The 15,713-nt window shown below is 46.9% G+C and carries 16 protein-coding genes; 3 read left to right on the top strand and 13 right to left on the bottom strand.

The genetic code is table 11. The annotated features are described in order from the left end of the window. Positions 1–48: 48 nt before the first annotated feature. On the bottom strand, positions 49–483 hold the full coding sequence (locus tag NYE50_RS02205; protein ID WP_007410180.1) for an Lrp/AsnC family transcriptional regulator: 435 nt from the start codon (positions 481–483) through the stop codon (positions 49–51). A 176-nt stretch (positions 484–659) separates the two neighbouring features. On the opposite strand from NYE50_RS02205, the gene NYE50_RS02200 reads away from it, so the two are divergent. Next, positions 660–950: a DUF3817 domain-containing protein gene (locus tag NYE50_RS02200; protein WP_003156265.1), complete on the top strand. Its 291-nt coding sequence runs from the start codon at positions 660–662 to the stop codon at positions 948–950. Positions 951–987: 37 nt separating this feature from the next. Here the strand turns inward: NYE50_RS02200 and NYE50_RS02195 are convergent, their stop codons facing one another. From NYE50_RS02195 to NYE50_RS02175, 5 genes are all read right to left on the bottom strand, one after another. Next, the gene (locus NYE50_RS02195) at positions 988–1,797 is read right to left on the bottom strand and encodes a lipid II flippase Amj family protein (protein ID WP_012116831.1); all 810 of its coding nucleotides are present in this window, start codon (positions 1,795–1,797) and stop codon (positions 988–990) included. Between the two features lie 496 nt (positions 1,798–2,293). Then, positions 2,294–2,716, bottom strand: a complete 423-nt coding sequence (locus NYE50_RS02190; protein ID WP_003156270.1) for a pyridoxamine 5'-phosphate oxidase family protein — start codon at positions 2,714–2,716, stop codon at positions 2,294–2,296. 6 nt (positions 2,717–2,722) lie between these two features. Then, positions 2,723–3,346, bottom strand: coding sequence for a GNAT family N-acetyltransferase (locus NYE50_RS02185; protein WP_022552606.1), 624 nt, complete (start codon positions 3,344–3,346; stop codon positions 2,723–2,725). A gap of 87 nt (positions 3,347–3,433) precedes the next feature. Continuing rightward, positions 3,434–3,937, bottom strand: a complete 504-nt coding sequence (locus NYE50_RS02180; protein WP_061861863.1) for a D-lyxose/D-mannose family sugar isomerase — start codon at positions 3,935–3,937, stop codon at positions 3,434–3,436. Positions 3,938–3,949: 12 nt separating this feature from the next. Then, the gene (locus NYE50_RS02175) at positions 3,950–4,810 is read right to left on the bottom strand and encodes an SDR family oxidoreductase (protein WP_071181537.1); all 861 of its coding nucleotides are present in this window, start codon (positions 4,808–4,810) and stop codon (positions 3,950–3,952) included. 233 nt (positions 4,811–5,043) lie between these two features. Here NYE50_RS02175 and NYE50_RS02170 point away from each other — a divergent pair. Beyond that, positions 5,044–6,194 (top strand): IS3 family transposase gene (locus NYE50_RS02170; RefSeq protein WP_099721935.1). Its coding sequence is split into 2 segments (ribosomal slippage): positions 5,044–5,317 and positions 5,317–6,194, totalling 1,152 coding nucleotides; the frame shifts between segments, so codons are not numbered across the junction. A gap of 63 nt (positions 6,195–6,257) precedes the next feature. Here the strand turns inward: NYE50_RS02170 and NYE50_RS02165 are convergent. From NYE50_RS02165 to NYE50_RS02150, 4 genes are all read right to left on the bottom strand, one after another. Then, complete coding sequence (locus NYE50_RS02165) at positions 6,258–7,772, bottom strand: class I adenylate-forming enzyme family protein (RefSeq protein WP_159353791.1); 1,515 nt, start codon at positions 7,770–7,772, stop codon at positions 6,258–6,260. Positions 7,773–7,994: 222 nt separating this feature from the next. Further along, positions 7,995–10,079, bottom strand: coding sequence for a BglG family transcription antiterminator (locus NYE50_RS02160; protein WP_159353790.1), 2,085 nt, complete (start codon positions 10,077–10,079; stop codon positions 7,995–7,997). Positions 10,080–10,378: 299 nt separating this feature from the next. After that, positions 10,379–11,281, bottom strand: a complete 903-nt coding sequence (locus NYE50_RS02155; protein ID WP_159353789.1) for an aldo/keto reductase — start codon at positions 11,279–11,281, stop codon at positions 10,379–10,381. A 114-nt stretch (positions 11,282–11,395) separates the two neighbouring features. Continuing rightward, complete coding sequence (locus tag NYE50_RS02150; RefSeq protein WP_224988930.1) at positions 11,396–13,399, bottom strand: penicillin-binding transpeptidase domain-containing protein; 2,004 nt, start codon at positions 13,397–13,399, stop codon at positions 11,396–11,398. A 156-nt stretch (positions 13,400–13,555) separates the two neighbouring features. On the opposite strand from NYE50_RS02150, the gene NYE50_RS02145 reads away from it, so the two are divergent. Then, a complete protein-coding gene (locus NYE50_RS02145; protein ID WP_003156282.1) occupies positions 13,556–13,876 on the top strand; it encodes an antibiotic biosynthesis monooxygenase family protein in 321 nt (106 codons plus the stop codon). Here the strand turns inward: NYE50_RS02145 and NYE50_RS02140 are convergent. The 3 genes from NYE50_RS02140 to NYE50_RS02130 all read right to left on the bottom strand — a co-directional run bounded on the left by NYE50_RS02140 (position 13,847) and on the right by NYE50_RS02130 (position 15,712). After that, positions 13,847–14,062, bottom strand: a complete 216-nt coding sequence (locus NYE50_RS02140; protein ID WP_369719110.1) for a YczI family protein — start codon at positions 14,060–14,062, stop codon at positions 13,847–13,849. The two genes, NYE50_RS02145 and NYE50_RS02140, sit on opposite strands and share 30 nt — an antisense overlap. A 194-nt stretch (positions 14,063–14,256) precedes the next feature. Further along, positions 14,257–14,898, bottom strand: a complete 642-nt coding sequence (locus tag NYE50_RS02135) for a GDSL-type esterase/lipase family protein (RefSeq protein ID WP_014416924.1) — start codon at positions 14,896–14,898, stop codon at positions 14,257–14,259. Between the two features lie 64 nt (positions 14,899–14,962). After that, positions 14,963–15,712, bottom strand: a complete 750-nt coding sequence (locus NYE50_RS02130) for an IclR family transcriptional regulator (RefSeq protein WP_017419257.1) — start codon at positions 15,710–15,712, stop codon at positions 14,963–14,965. Between the last annotated feature and the right edge of the window lies 1 nt (position 15,713).

Here is a 15,713-nt window from a genome sequence, read left to right as displayed (position 1 = left end):
TTCTTTCACAATCATCCTGTTATTATAACAGACTTCCTCACGCTCTCTCTAATCGAGGACGTTTTTTGTGTCAATTTCTGAGAAAATGACGTGGGTCACGGTTTGGGCATACGGAGAGGTGCGGTTAATGAAGTGTTCGATCGTTTCCAGGCTGTCCGCGTTCATCTTCAGCATATAACACGCCGCGCCGGCGACCCGAAAACAAAATTCAATGTTGGGAATGGATTGAATGTAGGTTTTGAATTGATCGTATTTTCCGTTTTTCACCGTCGCTTCGACAATGCAGGAAACGGGAAGTCCGATCTTTTTTTGATCAATGTCCAATGTATAGCGCTTAATAACGCCGAAGGATTCAAGCTGTCTGACACGCTCTGTGACGGACGGAGCTGACAATTTGATTTTTCTGCCCAGTTCCCGCATAGACAGGCGGCTGTCCCGCTGCAGCTCTTTTATGATGCTCAGATCCACATTATCTAGTTTCATGACTGTAGTCCTTCCTTACCCTTTTGGCTATATTATCAAGAGAAATCCGAAAAATGACAAGAACAACAGGCTGAAATCATGAAGGTTTTTTCAGGAACAGACGCGAAATGGTCATATTAGGACTGCCCTTTGCTTATAGTATAGAGGAAAAAAGATGTCCGACAGGAGGGAGCTGTATGTTACACACGCCTATCGGCAGACTTCGCACGATGGGGTTTATTGAAGGAATGTCGCTTTTGGTGCTGCTGTTTATCGCGATGCCGCTGAAGTATTGGGCTCATCATCCGCTCGCCGTCACCATTGCCGGTTCCATTCACGGCGGTTTGTTTATCATTTATCTGGCGGTGCTGGCGTATGCGGCGTTTACTGTCAAATGGCATGTGAAATGGTCAGCCGCCGGTTTTATCGCGGCCTTTATTCCGTTCGGTAATTTTATTTATGATCGCGGCCTGAGAAATTATCAATAAAAAGGCTCCTCTTCTGCAGAGGAGCTTTTTTCATGCGTTACATCCATTTCGTCACCCAGGCGATATAATAAGCGCCGGGGATGAATACGAGCTGGGCGAGAAGCGTGCCCGCGACCCTTGATGTGACCATCGTCAATGATGTCCATTTTAAGGAGACGTAGCTGCGCTTGCCCTTCGCCACATCGTCTGCCAGTACGGATACTTTAGGGTCAACAAACACAGCCAACAGCATAGTCGCAACTCCGTTGATTAAGCCTGATGCCATCACGGCGGTCGTGCTGTGCTCAGGCGCCAGAAGGCCGGCGTACAGAGCGGACAGAACACCGATCGTGTAAATAGACGTAATGACCATATTAATGACAAACAAGCGTTTCGGGATCATTCGGAATTGAAGCCCCTTTAAATAGGAGACTGACGGCAGTCTGATATAAGAACGCGCATGCTTCAGCCCGTTCAGTGAAAATCCTTTTTTAAATACCTGCATGACGGAGCCTCCTCCGTCCGCCAAGTGTATAATCGCCCTGGAGAATAACGCGACGAATGTCGGCAAAAGACAGATGCCGAGCATCGTTCCGACCGTGGAGCCGAATATTAAAAATCGAAACTGGGCGCCCACAAGAGACAGGGCGTTTGATCCGGCGGCATCAATCAGATGTCCGGTAAACGGCTGCTGGACCATGTTTGACATGCGCGACACGATGACCATGACATTAAATAATGACAGCGCGGACGCGATAAATCCGACTCTCGCGCCGGAAAGCCGTGTTGCATAGGCAAGCGTTTCAATCGAATGTATCAGCAGCAGAAAACAGAAGATAAACAGTACTTGTGAAGTAATAACGTGCAATGTATGATTCCTCCAAATCTTTTCTACTGATTAGACTCTGCAGACTGCGGCGAGGTTTCGGCCGGTTGCATAAAAAAACCGCCCGGATGTCCGGCGCGGTCTTGTCTTATTCTTTTCTTACGCAAATAAATAATATATGGTTGCCCGCCTTAGCCCGCGGGTGATTCGTATTAACAGTTCCGACAGAATCATTCTTCGAAAGTAAACACCATGGAAGTTCTTGAACACAAGACAACGAAAGCCCTACCTCTCAATCGTCACTGCGGCTCCGAAGCCGCGCCGGTGTGAATTGTAAAACAAAAAGTCTTTTTTCCATCTCTTCGTTAGGGGCGAATGTCAGAAGGAAAAGAATAAGCTCAGCTTTTTTTCAAGCTGTCCGTTGAAGCCTGAAGCTTCTATATCAAAACAGAAAAAAGAAGTTTACTTTCTTTTTTATTTGCATGTTGTCACTTAGCAATTAAGTATAACAGATTGCCCCTGAATGATCAAATGATTTTTAAAGTTCCAGCTCGGCCGGCGTTTTTTCACCCGCGTTCATGAGCTTGATCTGCTTCGGTTCAATTTCAAGAATCACCAGGTTCGGATCGTCTTTTCCGTCAAACCAGCGTTCCAGTTTCGGATCCCACAGCTTTTCTTTTAAATCTGCTGAGTTGTTCAGTTTGGCGGTTCCGGCCACTTCCACATAAGCGTCTCCGAATCCTTCACAGTCATACCCTAACAGAATATGAACATTCGGATTGTTTTCAATTTCTTCCGCTTTATGAGTGTCTTTGCTCGTCGGCGTGTAAATCGTTAAGCCGTCATGGAAAAATGTCATGTAGCGTGAATGCGGTTTGCCTTGCTCTACCGTCGCAAGCGAACCGACTTTATGATGATCCAGTACTTCAAGCACTTTTTCTTTGATTTCATTTTGATTCATGAAGAATCACTCCTTTTTAACGTCTCCGCTGTTACTTTTCCACATTGGGGAGACATTTAAACCAAGAAATGTGCTCTTCTGCCGATCTTCGCTCCATTCCCGCTTCAGCATGCTGTAGGTCACCGTGTCATGATAGGCGCCCTGTACGAAAATGCCTTCTCTCGTCAGTCCTTCTTTCTGAAATCCGAGCCGTTCTGCCACCGCCCTGCTTTTCGTGTTTTTTTCAGCCGCGCTGATCATGATGCGGTTCAGGCCGAGATCCTGAAATGCATGGGTGATGACCGCCCGGCAGCTTGCGGTGATAATGCCGAATCCTTCATGCTCTCGATCCAGCCAGTAGCCGATCTCTGCTTTTTGATTGACTGGATCGGCATTATGGATGCTGATCATGCCGCAAAACCGGCCCTTCACAAAAATTCCGGCGTCAAACCCATTCTCTTCCGCGTATTTATAACGCCATTCAGGGATGATCACATCTCGGTACGTATCGATATCAGCCAGTTCTTCCGCCCAGCTGAGCCATTCGCTGAGATGGTTTTGATTTCGCTTCATAACAGAATACAATTCGTCCGTATCTTCTTTGGCAAGCAATCTGATCGTCAGATGTTCCCGGATTTGACAGGAAAACACGACCACACCTTCTTTCCTTTATTAGCCATTATACAGGTAAATTCATTTTTTTCCATACAAAAAAAGATGAGGCGTGCAGCCTCATCCTTAAATGCGCGGGTCGGTGAAAACATCGTGATCATCCGTGCTTGTCGATGACATTTCCGTAATGACCGCCCCTTCTTCTCCCGCTTGAAACCAATGTTTCGTATCCGGCGGAATGGTGTATTGTCCGCCCGGCTCAAGCACAATCTCATGCCAGACGGTGTAGTATTCCTTGTCTTCTTCCGGCGGGAGGACGTTTGGGTTTTCTGTCTTTTCACCTTCTACGTAGAGGTACACCTTCCCCCAGCGGCAGCGGAATGTCTCTTGTTTTCCCTTCTCGCCGCCGACCGGCGGATGGCGGTGTTCCGGACACGTCTGGCCCGGGAAGAGCACCAATTCTTTCGAACAGTAGCGGTCAGTATTCACGTAAATAAACAGCTGAAGCCCGGTTTCCTCAAGCTTGTCTAAGCCGTAATCCATGATTTGAATGTCTTCGACTTCATCATCAGTCAGAACGATTCCCGCTTTTTGATAGTATGCATTCACGTCATGTTTCGATATCGTCATGCTTCAGCCCCCTTATGTGGTTACAAATTTGCCGCCGTTGACATGCAGCGTCTGCCCGGTCATATAAGATGATTCGTCTGAGGCCAAGAGCACATAGCAGCCGACATGTTCAACAGGCTGGCCTGCCCGGCCCATCGGCGTAGTCTGACCGAAGGAAGCGACTGTTTCTTCTGAGAATGTCGCCGGAATAAGCGGTGTCCAGATCGGACCCGGCGCCACGGCGTTGACACGGATACCGTCGTTGACGAGCGCTTGCGCCATGGATCTCGTAAAACCGTTAATCGCGCCTTTCGTAGCCGTGTAGTCAATCAGCTGCGGATTGCCTGTGTAAGGATTAATGGATGTCGTATTGATGATCGCGCTGCCCGGCTTCATGTAATCAATCGCTTTTTTAGTCAAATAAAATTGTGAGTAAAAGTTTGTCTTAAAGGTTCTGTGAAGCTGCTCGCTTGTGATGTCTTTAATGCTTTCTTTCGGATGCTGTTCCGCGGCGTTATTCACGAGAATATCAAGACGCCCGAATTCTTCAACCGTTTTTTCAACGGCTACATTACAAAAGTCTTCCTCACCGACATCGCCGGGGATTAACAGACATTTTACGCCTTCTTCTTCCACTCGTTTTTTTGTATCTTTCGCATCATCGTGTTCATCAAAATAGACGATCGCGACATTTGCGCCTTCCTTCGCGTAAGCAACCGCTACGGCGCGTCCGATACCGCTGTCGCCCCCTGTGATAAGTGCGGTTTTCCCTTTTAATTTATCAGCGCCTTTATATTCTTTGTATTCATAAACAGGCGCCGGATTCATTTCGCTCTCAATGCCCGGCTGGCGGTTTTGTGATTCCGCCGGGAATTCCTTCGGATAGTTTTCCATGTCAAGTTCCTCCTTCTTGTTCGATCTCATATTTCTTGTCTACCTCGGCTGTCTTTTGGATAAACATGAATGAGACAGTTCAAAACGTTTTCGGAGAAAAATGTTTCACATGGAACGCAAGAAAAAAACCCGGCTGGCGGGACTGACCCCATAAGATGAGACAAACAAAAAACACCTTCAAGTTTGAAAACGGATGATTGTTAGCCGAAATTAGACTTGGAGGTGTTTTTTCTATGGGGACAAGAGTGAGTTATCCGGTTGAAGTGAAACAGAAGGCTGTAGAAATGAGATTGGCAGGCGTGCCTATGAAAGAGATCATGCAGGAATTGAATATTAAGAATAAGACACAGGTTCAGACATGGGTTAGATGGCATAAGACTGGGGATACACATCGATTCGAACAGCCTGTCGGAAAGCAATACACTTACGGAAAAGGCCCGGAGTATTCTTCCGAATTAGAGAAACTGCAGGCAGAAAATCGTTATCTGAGACAACAGAATGAAGTTTTAAAAAAGTGCAACGAATTGGAAAGGAAGCTGATAGCGAAACGCCAGTCGAGCTTGTAGAAGCATTGCGCGGCACAATGACCATACAGGATATCTGTATTCATTTAGGTATCTCACGAGCATCTTATTATCGTTGGAAGAAGAATCTGATGAAAGATAACCCTAAATACCATTTAGAAAAACAAATCGGCACGTTGTGCCGAGAACACAAGTTTCGATATGGCTATCGGAAAATCACAGCCATATTAAAAAAGGGAATGCGTGTGAATCATAAAACGGTTCAGCGCATTATGCAGAAGAATCAGTGGCAATGCCGGGTTAAGGTGAAAAAGCGCAAGAAAGATGGGCAGCCATATGCCGTGGCCGAGAATATATTGGATCGAAACTTTCAGTCTGAACGCCCTCTGGAAAAGCTAGTAACGGATATCACATATTTGCCTTATGGGCAGAAACAATTGTATCTTTCCAGTATATTGGATTTATACAATGGAGAAGTGATTGCTTTTACAATTGGCGATAGACAGGACACAGACTTTGTCTTACACACACTTGATCAGCTGCCCGCACTGCCAGAGAACTGCGTGTTACATAGTGACCAAGGTTCTGTTTATACATCTTATGAGTATCAGAAAGCTGTTAAAACAAAAGGCATTACCATGAGCATGTCCCGCAAAGGGACGCCCGCTGATAATGCCTCCATCGAATCGTTTCATTCCTCACTAAAGTCTGAAACGTTCTATCTTAACAGCATTGATCGAACTACGACGACCATCGTAGAACGCACTGCCATAGAATACATTCATTATTATAACAATATTCGTATTCAAACGAAACTAAACAGCCAATCGCCGATACAATATCGGCAATTGGCTGTATGAAGGTGTTTTGATCCCTGTCTCAAAAACAGGGGTCAGTCCCGGCAGCCGGGTTTTTTTTTTCTATTATGAACGTACCGCTTGTTTGCGGAGCACGTCTTTTCTCACTTTTCCAAGGTTGTTTTTCGGAAGTTCGCTGACGAACTCAATTTCAGGAATTTTAAAGGCGGCAAGACGTTCTTGAAGGAATCGGGTCACTTCTTCTTCTGTCAGGCCTTCTCTGCCGTTTGTCACGATGAACGCTTTCGGCTTTTCGCCGTAGAGCGGATCAGGGATACCGACAACCGCCGTTTCGAGAATGCCCGGCACTTGCTGAATGACCTCTTCAATCTGGTCGGGATAAATATTGTCCCCGCCGTAGATGATGACATCTTTATAACGTCCGGTGATAAAGATAAATCCGTCTTCATCCACATAGCCGGAATCGCCGGTATGGAACCAGCCGTCTTTCAGCACTTTTCGTGTCGCTTCTTCGTTACCTTCGTAGCCTTTGAATAAAAACGGACTTGTCACAACGACTTCTCCGATTGAGCCTTGCGGAAGGACTTCGCCTGTTTCCGGATCTACAACGCGGACGTCCACTTCTTCCATCGGTTTACCCGCGGAAGCGGCTTTATCCATTCCCATTTGCGGATTCCAAGAGCTGATGCCCCACGCTTCCGTGCTTCCGTATCCGTGCATGAGCGGGATGCCGATGTCGAGATACTGCTGGATCAGACTGCTTGGCACCTTTGTGCCTCCCGTCATCATATAAACGATAGAAGACATGTCAGTCTGATGCGTTTCCCATGCTTTCAGCAGGTATGTGTAATAGACAGGCAGCGCCATCACGGTTTGAATTTTCTCTTTTTCGATGAGCTTCAAGTTTTCCACAGGGTCCTGATTGTCTGTCATAATGAATGTCGTTCCGCTCATCGTGCCGACCATCTGGCAGATAATCGCGCTCGTATGGTAATTCGGATGGCATGCTAAGAAGCGGACATGCTGCATTCTCCCCGTGTATGCCAATGTCGCGTTTACGTAGTTGTATATGCCGCCGTGAGTGATCATGCAGCGTTTCGGATTGCCGGTTGTACCTGAGGTAAACATCAGCAATGCCGTATCGTTTTCAGACACCGTTTCGACATCCGGTGTATCACCGGAGCCTGTCAATAAAGCGTCAAACTCAGGCGTTGTCTCCGTAGCTGTTCCTGTTACGACCTTCAGTTTAAGAGAAGATGCAAGCGCAGGAAGCACTTCTTCCATGATCTCTTTAAATTCAGTGCTGTAAAAAACAGCTTTCGGTTCACAGGCTGCTAAAATGCCTTTCATTTCGTAAGGTGTTAATTGCCAGCTGACCGGCACAACCACCGCGCCGATTTCGAGTGCCGCAAACATGACAATGGATGCCGCGTGGCCGTTTTTGCAAAGCATCGCCACTCTGTCGCCTTTTTTTATTCCTTTATCAAGAAGCGCTTGTGCAAGCTGGTTGATTCGTTTTCGATATTCCGCGTAGGTCAGGGTATACGCACCGCTTTTTACAGCTTCGATCTCTTCGCTATTTGAAATGTCATGCAGAATCAGATGCTGTAATGTCTCCATATTTTCATCTCCCATAATGATAAATCACAAAAAAACTCTGTCAGATTTTCTTTCTCACGCAACCCATTTTAAACCAAAAAATATAACTTGTAAAACTATTTTGTTTTAGAACTATTCCATCAGTGAATGATACAATAGTCCCGTGTTTTTAGTTTCTTCCCTTCCCCTTACCCTCATACATGCACAAAAAAACACACCCCACATGAGGTGTGCGCTTCCTGTTTACCGCTGTCCTTTCTCCTGAATGAAATGATAAAACAGCTTGTTTAAACGTTTGTATAAATCGGCCTCATCCTCCGTCTGGAAGGCTTTTATACTGTCTTCAGACTCGATAATGGCCGAGCTGACCGCACTTAGTATTTCCGACCCTTCAGCGGGCATATCAGCCGGCGCCATCATCACCAAAGCGCGGTCGGCGGTCAGGGAATTTCCGTCCATGCCTTTGACACTGCATGGAGCTGTCAAATCATAAATTTTGAAAAAAGGCGTGACAATTTCTTCATTTTTGAGATGGTACAGGGCCATCGCCATTCCCGGAATGCCGAGTCCGCCCTGTCGTTCACGCTCAGCAAGGCGCTGTGCGGTTTTTTGGGCATTATGAACCAATCCTTCTTGCTCCAGCATGTCAAACATACGGTTCAAAAACAGCTCATACGCCGTGTTTGAATCAATGGATTTGATCGAAAAGTTCCGCAGCACGCTTTGGATAACCGCCGCGTAATGCGCCATACGGCCGGCCGCTTCCAGCATATCAGGCGTCTCCGGCTGCTTCTCTTCTCTTTTACCGTTTCTTTTTTTGTCATGAATCAGCGGAATTTTTCTTTTGATGTACTGCTTGACCTGATCAGCGTCTTCTTCGTTTAAAAGCGGACTGACCATGACGTAATCAATGTTTTCATACGGGATCGGAACAGTGGATACGATCATGTCATACGCAGCGGTGTCTCGGTCCTTCAGTTCGATGAGGGAAGACATATCAAAGGAACGGATTTCCGAAAGCTCTTTTTTCAGCCTGGATGCGAGCATTTTGGACGACCCGATGCCGCTTGAACAGACGATCAGCGCTTTGATCTTCGCTTCTTCCCGTTTGATTTCCAAAGCGGAGCCGAAGTGAAGAACGATGAAAGCGATCTCATTATCAGAGAAAAGAAGCCCCGGAAAGAATTTTTCCATTCCTTCTTCTACGGCCATGTACAGCAGAAAGTAGTCGCGTTTAATTTGCTCGGTCATCGGGTTGTACATGTCGATATTTTCTTTTACCCGGTTGATCGCAGGCTCGAGATGGGCGATTAAACCGTCGTATAAAGAGCCATTTTCCGTCAGATCAATTTTAATTTTTTCAGAAATGAAGCCGATCAGCTGCTTCGTTTGCAAGGCCGTTTCAACCTCTATGTCTTCCGGTTTGAATTCCGTTTTGTATTTGCGGTTGGCGCTCCGCAAATGAATGGTGATATATCCGATCTCAGCTTCCGGAATTGAAACGCCGAACGCTTTTTCAAGCTCTTTTGCCATTTCCAGCGCAGAGCCGTACTCCCTCGTCTGCTGCAGCGCTTTTAGTTCCGAAGCCTCCATCGTGATGGTTTCTCCGAGCCTGATCCGGTCCATCGCAAAGGTTAAATGAACCGCAAGCGCCATGTATGAGCTGTCAGATAAGGCGATCGCGATTTTTTCCTTGAGCTGAATTAAGAGCCGGTCCATTTTCAAAAGTTCCGCTTTATTTACGACGCCGAACATTTTTTCAGCATCGTCCGGTTTTCCTTTAATATTCAATTCAACCGCTTCCAAAAAGCTTTGAATATCAAGGCGGTTGACGATGAGATTGCCGACGATTTTCCGTTTCGCATTTTCCGGCCCCGTCAGCTGAATGCCGAAGCCCCTTTTTCGGATCAGCGTCAAGCCGAAGGGCGCAATCCAAGTCTCCAGCTCATCCAGGTCATAGCTGATCGTCGCGTTTGTCACTTGCAGTTCGTTCGCCAGACTGTAGAGCTTGATCGGCTCTTGAGACTCTAATAGTGAATATAGAATTAAAAGTTTCCGCTCCTCAGCGCTGTATTCATGCTGTTCATAGGACAGGTCTGACAGGAGTTTTTGTTTGTCCTCCGGGTTTCCTACCGCTTTCAGTCCTTTGCCGGGCTGTTTATCAAGTGCCAGACCGAATGATTCCATCATCGGTTTGATTGTTTTCAACTCGCGGTGAACGGTTCTTGTGCTGACTTGTAAAGCTTCCGCCAGTTCATGCACTGTCTCGTACCGGTTCTGCAGTAATAGATGTTTCATTAATTTTTGTTCTCTCGCTGTCATATACATGAAACGCGCCTCCAGATTTTCTAGTTGTGAGAAGTATGGCATATGGGGAGTGCTGCCGGGGAAAGTGGTGTAAGTTATAATATAAAACGCTTTCAATGATTATTCAACCATTTTCAAATGGCAATTTGGCACTGGGCCGTGTGACAGTATTGAAAAAGAAAAATGTGTCAGATAATATGCCATGACGCTTGTTACTCTTGGTCCGCACGGCTATACTTCAAAGTGACCTTACTTATTTTTAGACATTGCACACCACATAAACAAACGCCCGGAAGATAGCTTCCGGGCGTTTGTTCTGTTTATGGAATATCGCAGCCTTGGACACCGGTATAAATCCGGAACCACTGATCATGGCTGAGTTTGTACGCGGATGCACGCACCGCGGCGGAAATGCGGTTCTCTTTTCCGCTGCCGACAATCGGCATGATGTCCGCCGGGTGAGTGAACAGCCATGCGTACATGACTTCGTCAATGGAAGCGGCGCCGATTTCTTCCTGTACGGATCGAAGCGCGGCACGGATACGGACGTCCTTATCTGATTGTCCGGTAAAGACGCTCCCGCCCGCAAGCGGTGACCACGCCATCGGCGGAATGCGTTTTTCCTGACAGAAATCCAGCGTGCCGTCATGAATATTTTCCAGCTCGTACGCCGAGATTTCAATTTGGTTTGTGATGAGCGGATCATCCAAATAGGATTCGAGCATTCTGTACTGGTGCGCTTTAAAATTCGACACCCCGAAATATCTGACCTTTCCCGAGCTTTTCATCGCGTGAAACGCTTCAGCCACCGCCTCCGGGTCCATAAGCGGGTCCGGTCTGTGAATGAGCAGCACATCCAGATAATCCGTATTCAGATTCAAAAGCGACTGCTCCGCCGACGCTAAAATGTGAGACTTCGACGTATTATAATGATGCGACTTGTTTCCGGGCCGTTCCGGTGATTCAATGACAATCCCGCATTTTGTGACGATTTCGATTCGCTCCCTTATTGAAGGCGAAAGGGACAAAGCGCCGCCGAACAGCTTTTCACACGTATAACCGCCGTATATATCGGCATGGTCGAAGGTGGTGATGCCTTGGCTGATACACCATTCAATCAGATTCAGCAGCTCTCCGTCTGAAACATTCCATTCGTTCAGACGCCAAAGCCCGTGTATCACTCTTGAAAATTCCAGGTCTTCAGCCAATTGAATGCGCTGCATGTGAAATCCCCCTTTTTCTTAGAGCCTCTTGTATCTCTGTTTTCAGGAATTGCCCATGCTGTTTCATTCTGCTTCGGCGGCCGATTTTCCTTTCAGCCCGCAAAAAATCGTCATTTAATGATTCTGAAACTGCTTTTTCGCTTTTTCAACGACGTAATGGCTTCCGCCGCGTTTTTTGACGTCTTGAATCATCATCGCGATCAAGAGGTCTTTCTTTTTATAATCGTAACCGACAAACCAGCCGTTTTCTTTGCCGTCTTTATCTTCTTTAGACGTTTTCAGCTCGGCTGTACCGGTTTTCCCGGCTACGGTAATGCCGCTTACGGCCGGCTGATATGCAGAGCCGCGCGGATCTTCAACGACGCCTCTCAGCCCTTTTGTGATTTCTTCGGCATTGGCTTCCGACACCACTTGCTTATGCCAGATTTGCGGTGTTTTTTCTCCGTCTTTGATCAATGTCGGTTTGACGAGATTTCCGTCTGTTACAAATGCGGTATAGTCAGCCGCTAAGTGCAGCGGAGACATCAGCATCTGCCCCTGGCCGTAGCCCGTATCTCCGAGAAGGATCTCGGAATCAAGCTTGCCGTTAGCGATTGAAGACTTTTCAATCGGAAATTGGTACGGAATCTCTTCATCAAAGCCAAATGTTTTTAATCCTTTTGTAAACGCGTCCGCTCCGGCATCTATGGCATTTTGCGCAAAGTAGATGTTGTCCGATGTGATCAGCGCGTTTTCGAGATCCACTTCATTCAGGCGCTCTGATACGCGTGTGACATGGTAACCGCCCCAGCTTGAATCTTTCTGCCACTCTTTTCCGGTGATTTTTTTCTTTTCTGACGCTTTCAATGTGCCGTTTGTCAGGCCGACTGCCGCGGCAATCGGTTTAATCGTTGATCCCGGCGCATAAAGTTTGTTGAATTTCGCTGAAAACGGATTGTTTTTATCTTCATTCAGCTTTTTCCATTCTTTGCCGCTCCAGCCGAAAATAAAGCCGTTCGGGTCATAAGACGGTGCGCTGACGAGCGCGAGGGTCTCTCCCGTTTGCGGTTCGAGGGCGACTGCCGCTCCGCTGTCATCTTTCATAGAATCATACAGCTTCGTCTGCGTTTTCATGTCAATCGTTACATGAATATCCTGCCCGCTTTCGGCTTTCTTTTCTGCAATGACCTCACCTGTTTGCGGGACGTAAATTTTCCAGCCGGTCGTGCCGCGGAGCTTGTCTTCATATACATTCTCAAGGCCGGCGATGCCGATTTTGGAAGTATCGCTGTATTGGCCGTCTTTCGCTTTTTTCAGCTGCTCCGCTGTGATGGTTTTAATATAACCGGTCAGATGGGCCGCTTTTTCGCCGTACGGATAGTAGCGGGAGCTGACTTTCGTTTTCGTCACGCCGTCTAATGCGAGCAGGCTTTTGACCTTGCTTTCATCATCCGGTCTGATTTTTTGAAGCGGGACATAGGAGTCGTCTTTTACCCAGCCCTGGTTCAGTTTGCTTTTGATATCGTCTTCAGAAAGGTCCAGTTTTTCAGACAGTTTTTTGATCACGCTGTCTTTATCCTTGCCGAGTTTTCCAGGGATAATGCCGATTTCCGGCACCTCGGTATTCACGGCGAGACCTTTTCCGTCTTTGTCGTAAATTTGTCCGCGCTTCGGTTCTTCATTTGCGATCTGCACGGTTTTGTCATCGGAAAGCTGTTTGAAAATAAAAGAAGGATTCCAGTCGATGTTCCATGATTCTCCATCGTCTGTTTTTTCTTTTTTCAGGACGGCCGTGTTTTCAAAAGCGACCTTCCCTGCTTTTGTATCCATGCTGACTTTATAATCGATGTGCTGGAGGTCATCTTTTTTCTTGTCGTCTTCGTCCTGTTTTTCGGCAGTGACTTTCAGATTTTTGACCCCTGCTTGTTCATAAATGGTTTCATATCGTTTTACAAAATCCTTTTTGGATAGCTTTTTCTTTTCATCCTGGGTGAGGCTTTGGTACATCTTATCGTAATGACCGCCGTTCCAGTCTTTTACGAAATCTTTCATTCTGTCTTCGGCCGATTCCGTTTTTGAGCAGCCGATCAAACCTATGATTCCTGCGAGTAAAAGTAATAGGTATAACCCTTTTTTCACTGTCTATTCCCCTGCCTTCCAACTGTTATTTTCTCCTAAACCAAATCAGGCTGGCAAGGATTTTTTTCTCATATTGTTTAAAATTTTTTTGTTTTTCCTGCCGTCACGGGCCATATTCTTATACAATGTATCTATTAAAAAAAGGGGGAATTTCAGATGATCAGAGAAGCAGCCATGCTGTATGTAAAAGAAGGTCTTGAGGGGGAATTCGAAGAGGCATTCCGCCGGGCGGAGCCGATTATAGCGGGCATGAAAGGTTATCTGTCCCATTCCTTGTCCAAATGTATGGAAAAGACGCATAAATATTTACTGCTTGTGGAATGGGAGACATTGGAAGATCATACAAAAGGCTTTCGCGGATCGCCGGAATATCAGGAATGGAAAGCCTTACTGCACCGTTTTTATTCACCATTTCCCGTTGTGGAGCATTTTCAGGATCTATCAGACTCAGATCGCGTGAAGCGTAAAACCGATTAAGGAGATTGACCATACAAAAACGGCGGTATAGATATTGAATTTCCCGGAACCGTCGTTTTCTTTCCGTTTTTCCTCCAGCCCCTGAATGAACATGACCGCACCGAGAAACACGAGCATAACCGGCTGTATGACAGAGGTATGTTCCGCATACGTAAATGCGGCGGCCGCAAGTATAATAATCAGCATCGCGAGTGATAGTTTTAAGGCGCGCAGCAAAGCAATCCATCCTTTCTGTTATCATTTTTTGAACACAATTCTATTTCTGTCTTTATCCCCCATTATTCTAGCGTATTTTTTGCGCGGATAGAACGAAAGTCGGACAATTTTAAGTTTGTTTTAAGGAGCACGACAAGCGCGCTCCCGATGAAAAGGAGCGCGCGTTATGAGCGGGCGAGGCTTCCGTATCCGAGCCCCCGCAGGACGCATGCCATGACTTCATATCCCTTGCTGTTGGGGTGTACGCGGTCATGAGAGAGATATTCATTCATTTTTCCTTTGAAAGCGCTGTGGACGTCGGCGATTTTGACGTGCGGCGCCGATGCGAGTGTGCTGAGGTGCGCATTATAAGAGGATATCCATTTTTCTGCAATGGAGATTCCCGGGAAAGGATTGTATAAATTAAAGACGCGGATCTCATAAGGAGACGGGTGCGGTCCTTTTAAGGCAGCGATCTTGGCTATCATCTTTTCAAAGTTCTCATGGCAGTGACTGGACACGCTGGTGAACACCGAAGCGTCCGATGTTTGCTGATATGCCTGAACCGAATCGATCAAATCGTTGCCGCAGCCTGTAATCGTAATCATATCAGCAGCCTGAATCCGCCTCTGAATGTACGGCAAGGACATAAGCCCGAGAATTTCTCCCGTCTCAAGGCCTGATTTGGCAAAGATGGATACGTCAGTTCTTGTCTGTAAATCTTCTGCCAGCATACGCCCGAACCGCTGGACAAAACCGGCGGAAAACGGTCCGGCCCCCCTCCCCGTCGTCAAAGAATCCCCCAGCGCCGTATAAACAAGTCCCATTTACTTTCCTCCACTCGTTACTATCGATATTGTAATGTACGCGAGTGAAGAAAAATTGGCTCGGTCAATAACCCAATTTCTCAGAAATATGCTGTGCTGCGTTTTTGACCTTTTCGGTTAAATATGGCAGCCTGTCCTCTGAAAACCGGGCTTCGAAGCCGGCGATGCTGATTCCGGCAGCCACCTTACCTTCGTGATTGAAAATCGGCGCTCCGATCGCCGCCGTGTAATCTTCTAATTCCGAATAGCTGATCGTATACCCTGATTGCAAGGATCTTTCAATGGATTGAAGAAGTTCAGCCCGATCCGTCATCGTGCCTGAGGCGATTGCGGCAAGCTTTGTCTTCTGAATGTATGTGTCAATCTCCTCTTTTGGCAGAAACGATAGAATGCTTCTGGCGCACGCTCCCGCGTACAGCGGCGACCGGCGGCCGATTGCCGTATACAGGCGGACGGTTTGGGTGCCTTCAATTTTCTCGACGTAAATGGCTTCATCTCCGTCCCTCATGATCAGCTGAACGGCCTCATCCACTTCGCCGCACAGCTCTTCCATAATCGGCTTGGCTATTTTCCTGATATCCAGACGTTCAGAGACGAGCTGGCCGAATTGTAAAAAGATCAGACCAAGCTGATAACGGCCGTCCGCCGCCCGGGTGAGAAACCCCGTTTCCTCCAGTGAGCTTGCCATCCGGTGAACCGAGGTCTTCGGCATTTCCGATAGAGAAACCAGCTCATTTAAGCTCAGACTCGGTTCAGTCAGAAACAAATGAAGCAGTTCCATTGATTTGATAACGGTTTTGTTTTTGTTTTCCATG

Origin of the sequence: Bacillus sp. EU55 (assembly GCF_038005925.1) — a bacterium.
In the GTDB taxonomy this organism is placed as follows: domain Bacteria; phylum Bacillota; class Bacilli; order Bacillales; family Bacillaceae; genus Bacillus; species Bacillus velezensis.
The sequence above is the reverse complement of the archived record's forward strand: the minus strand, read 5'-3'. Positions and strand labels throughout refer to the sequence as shown.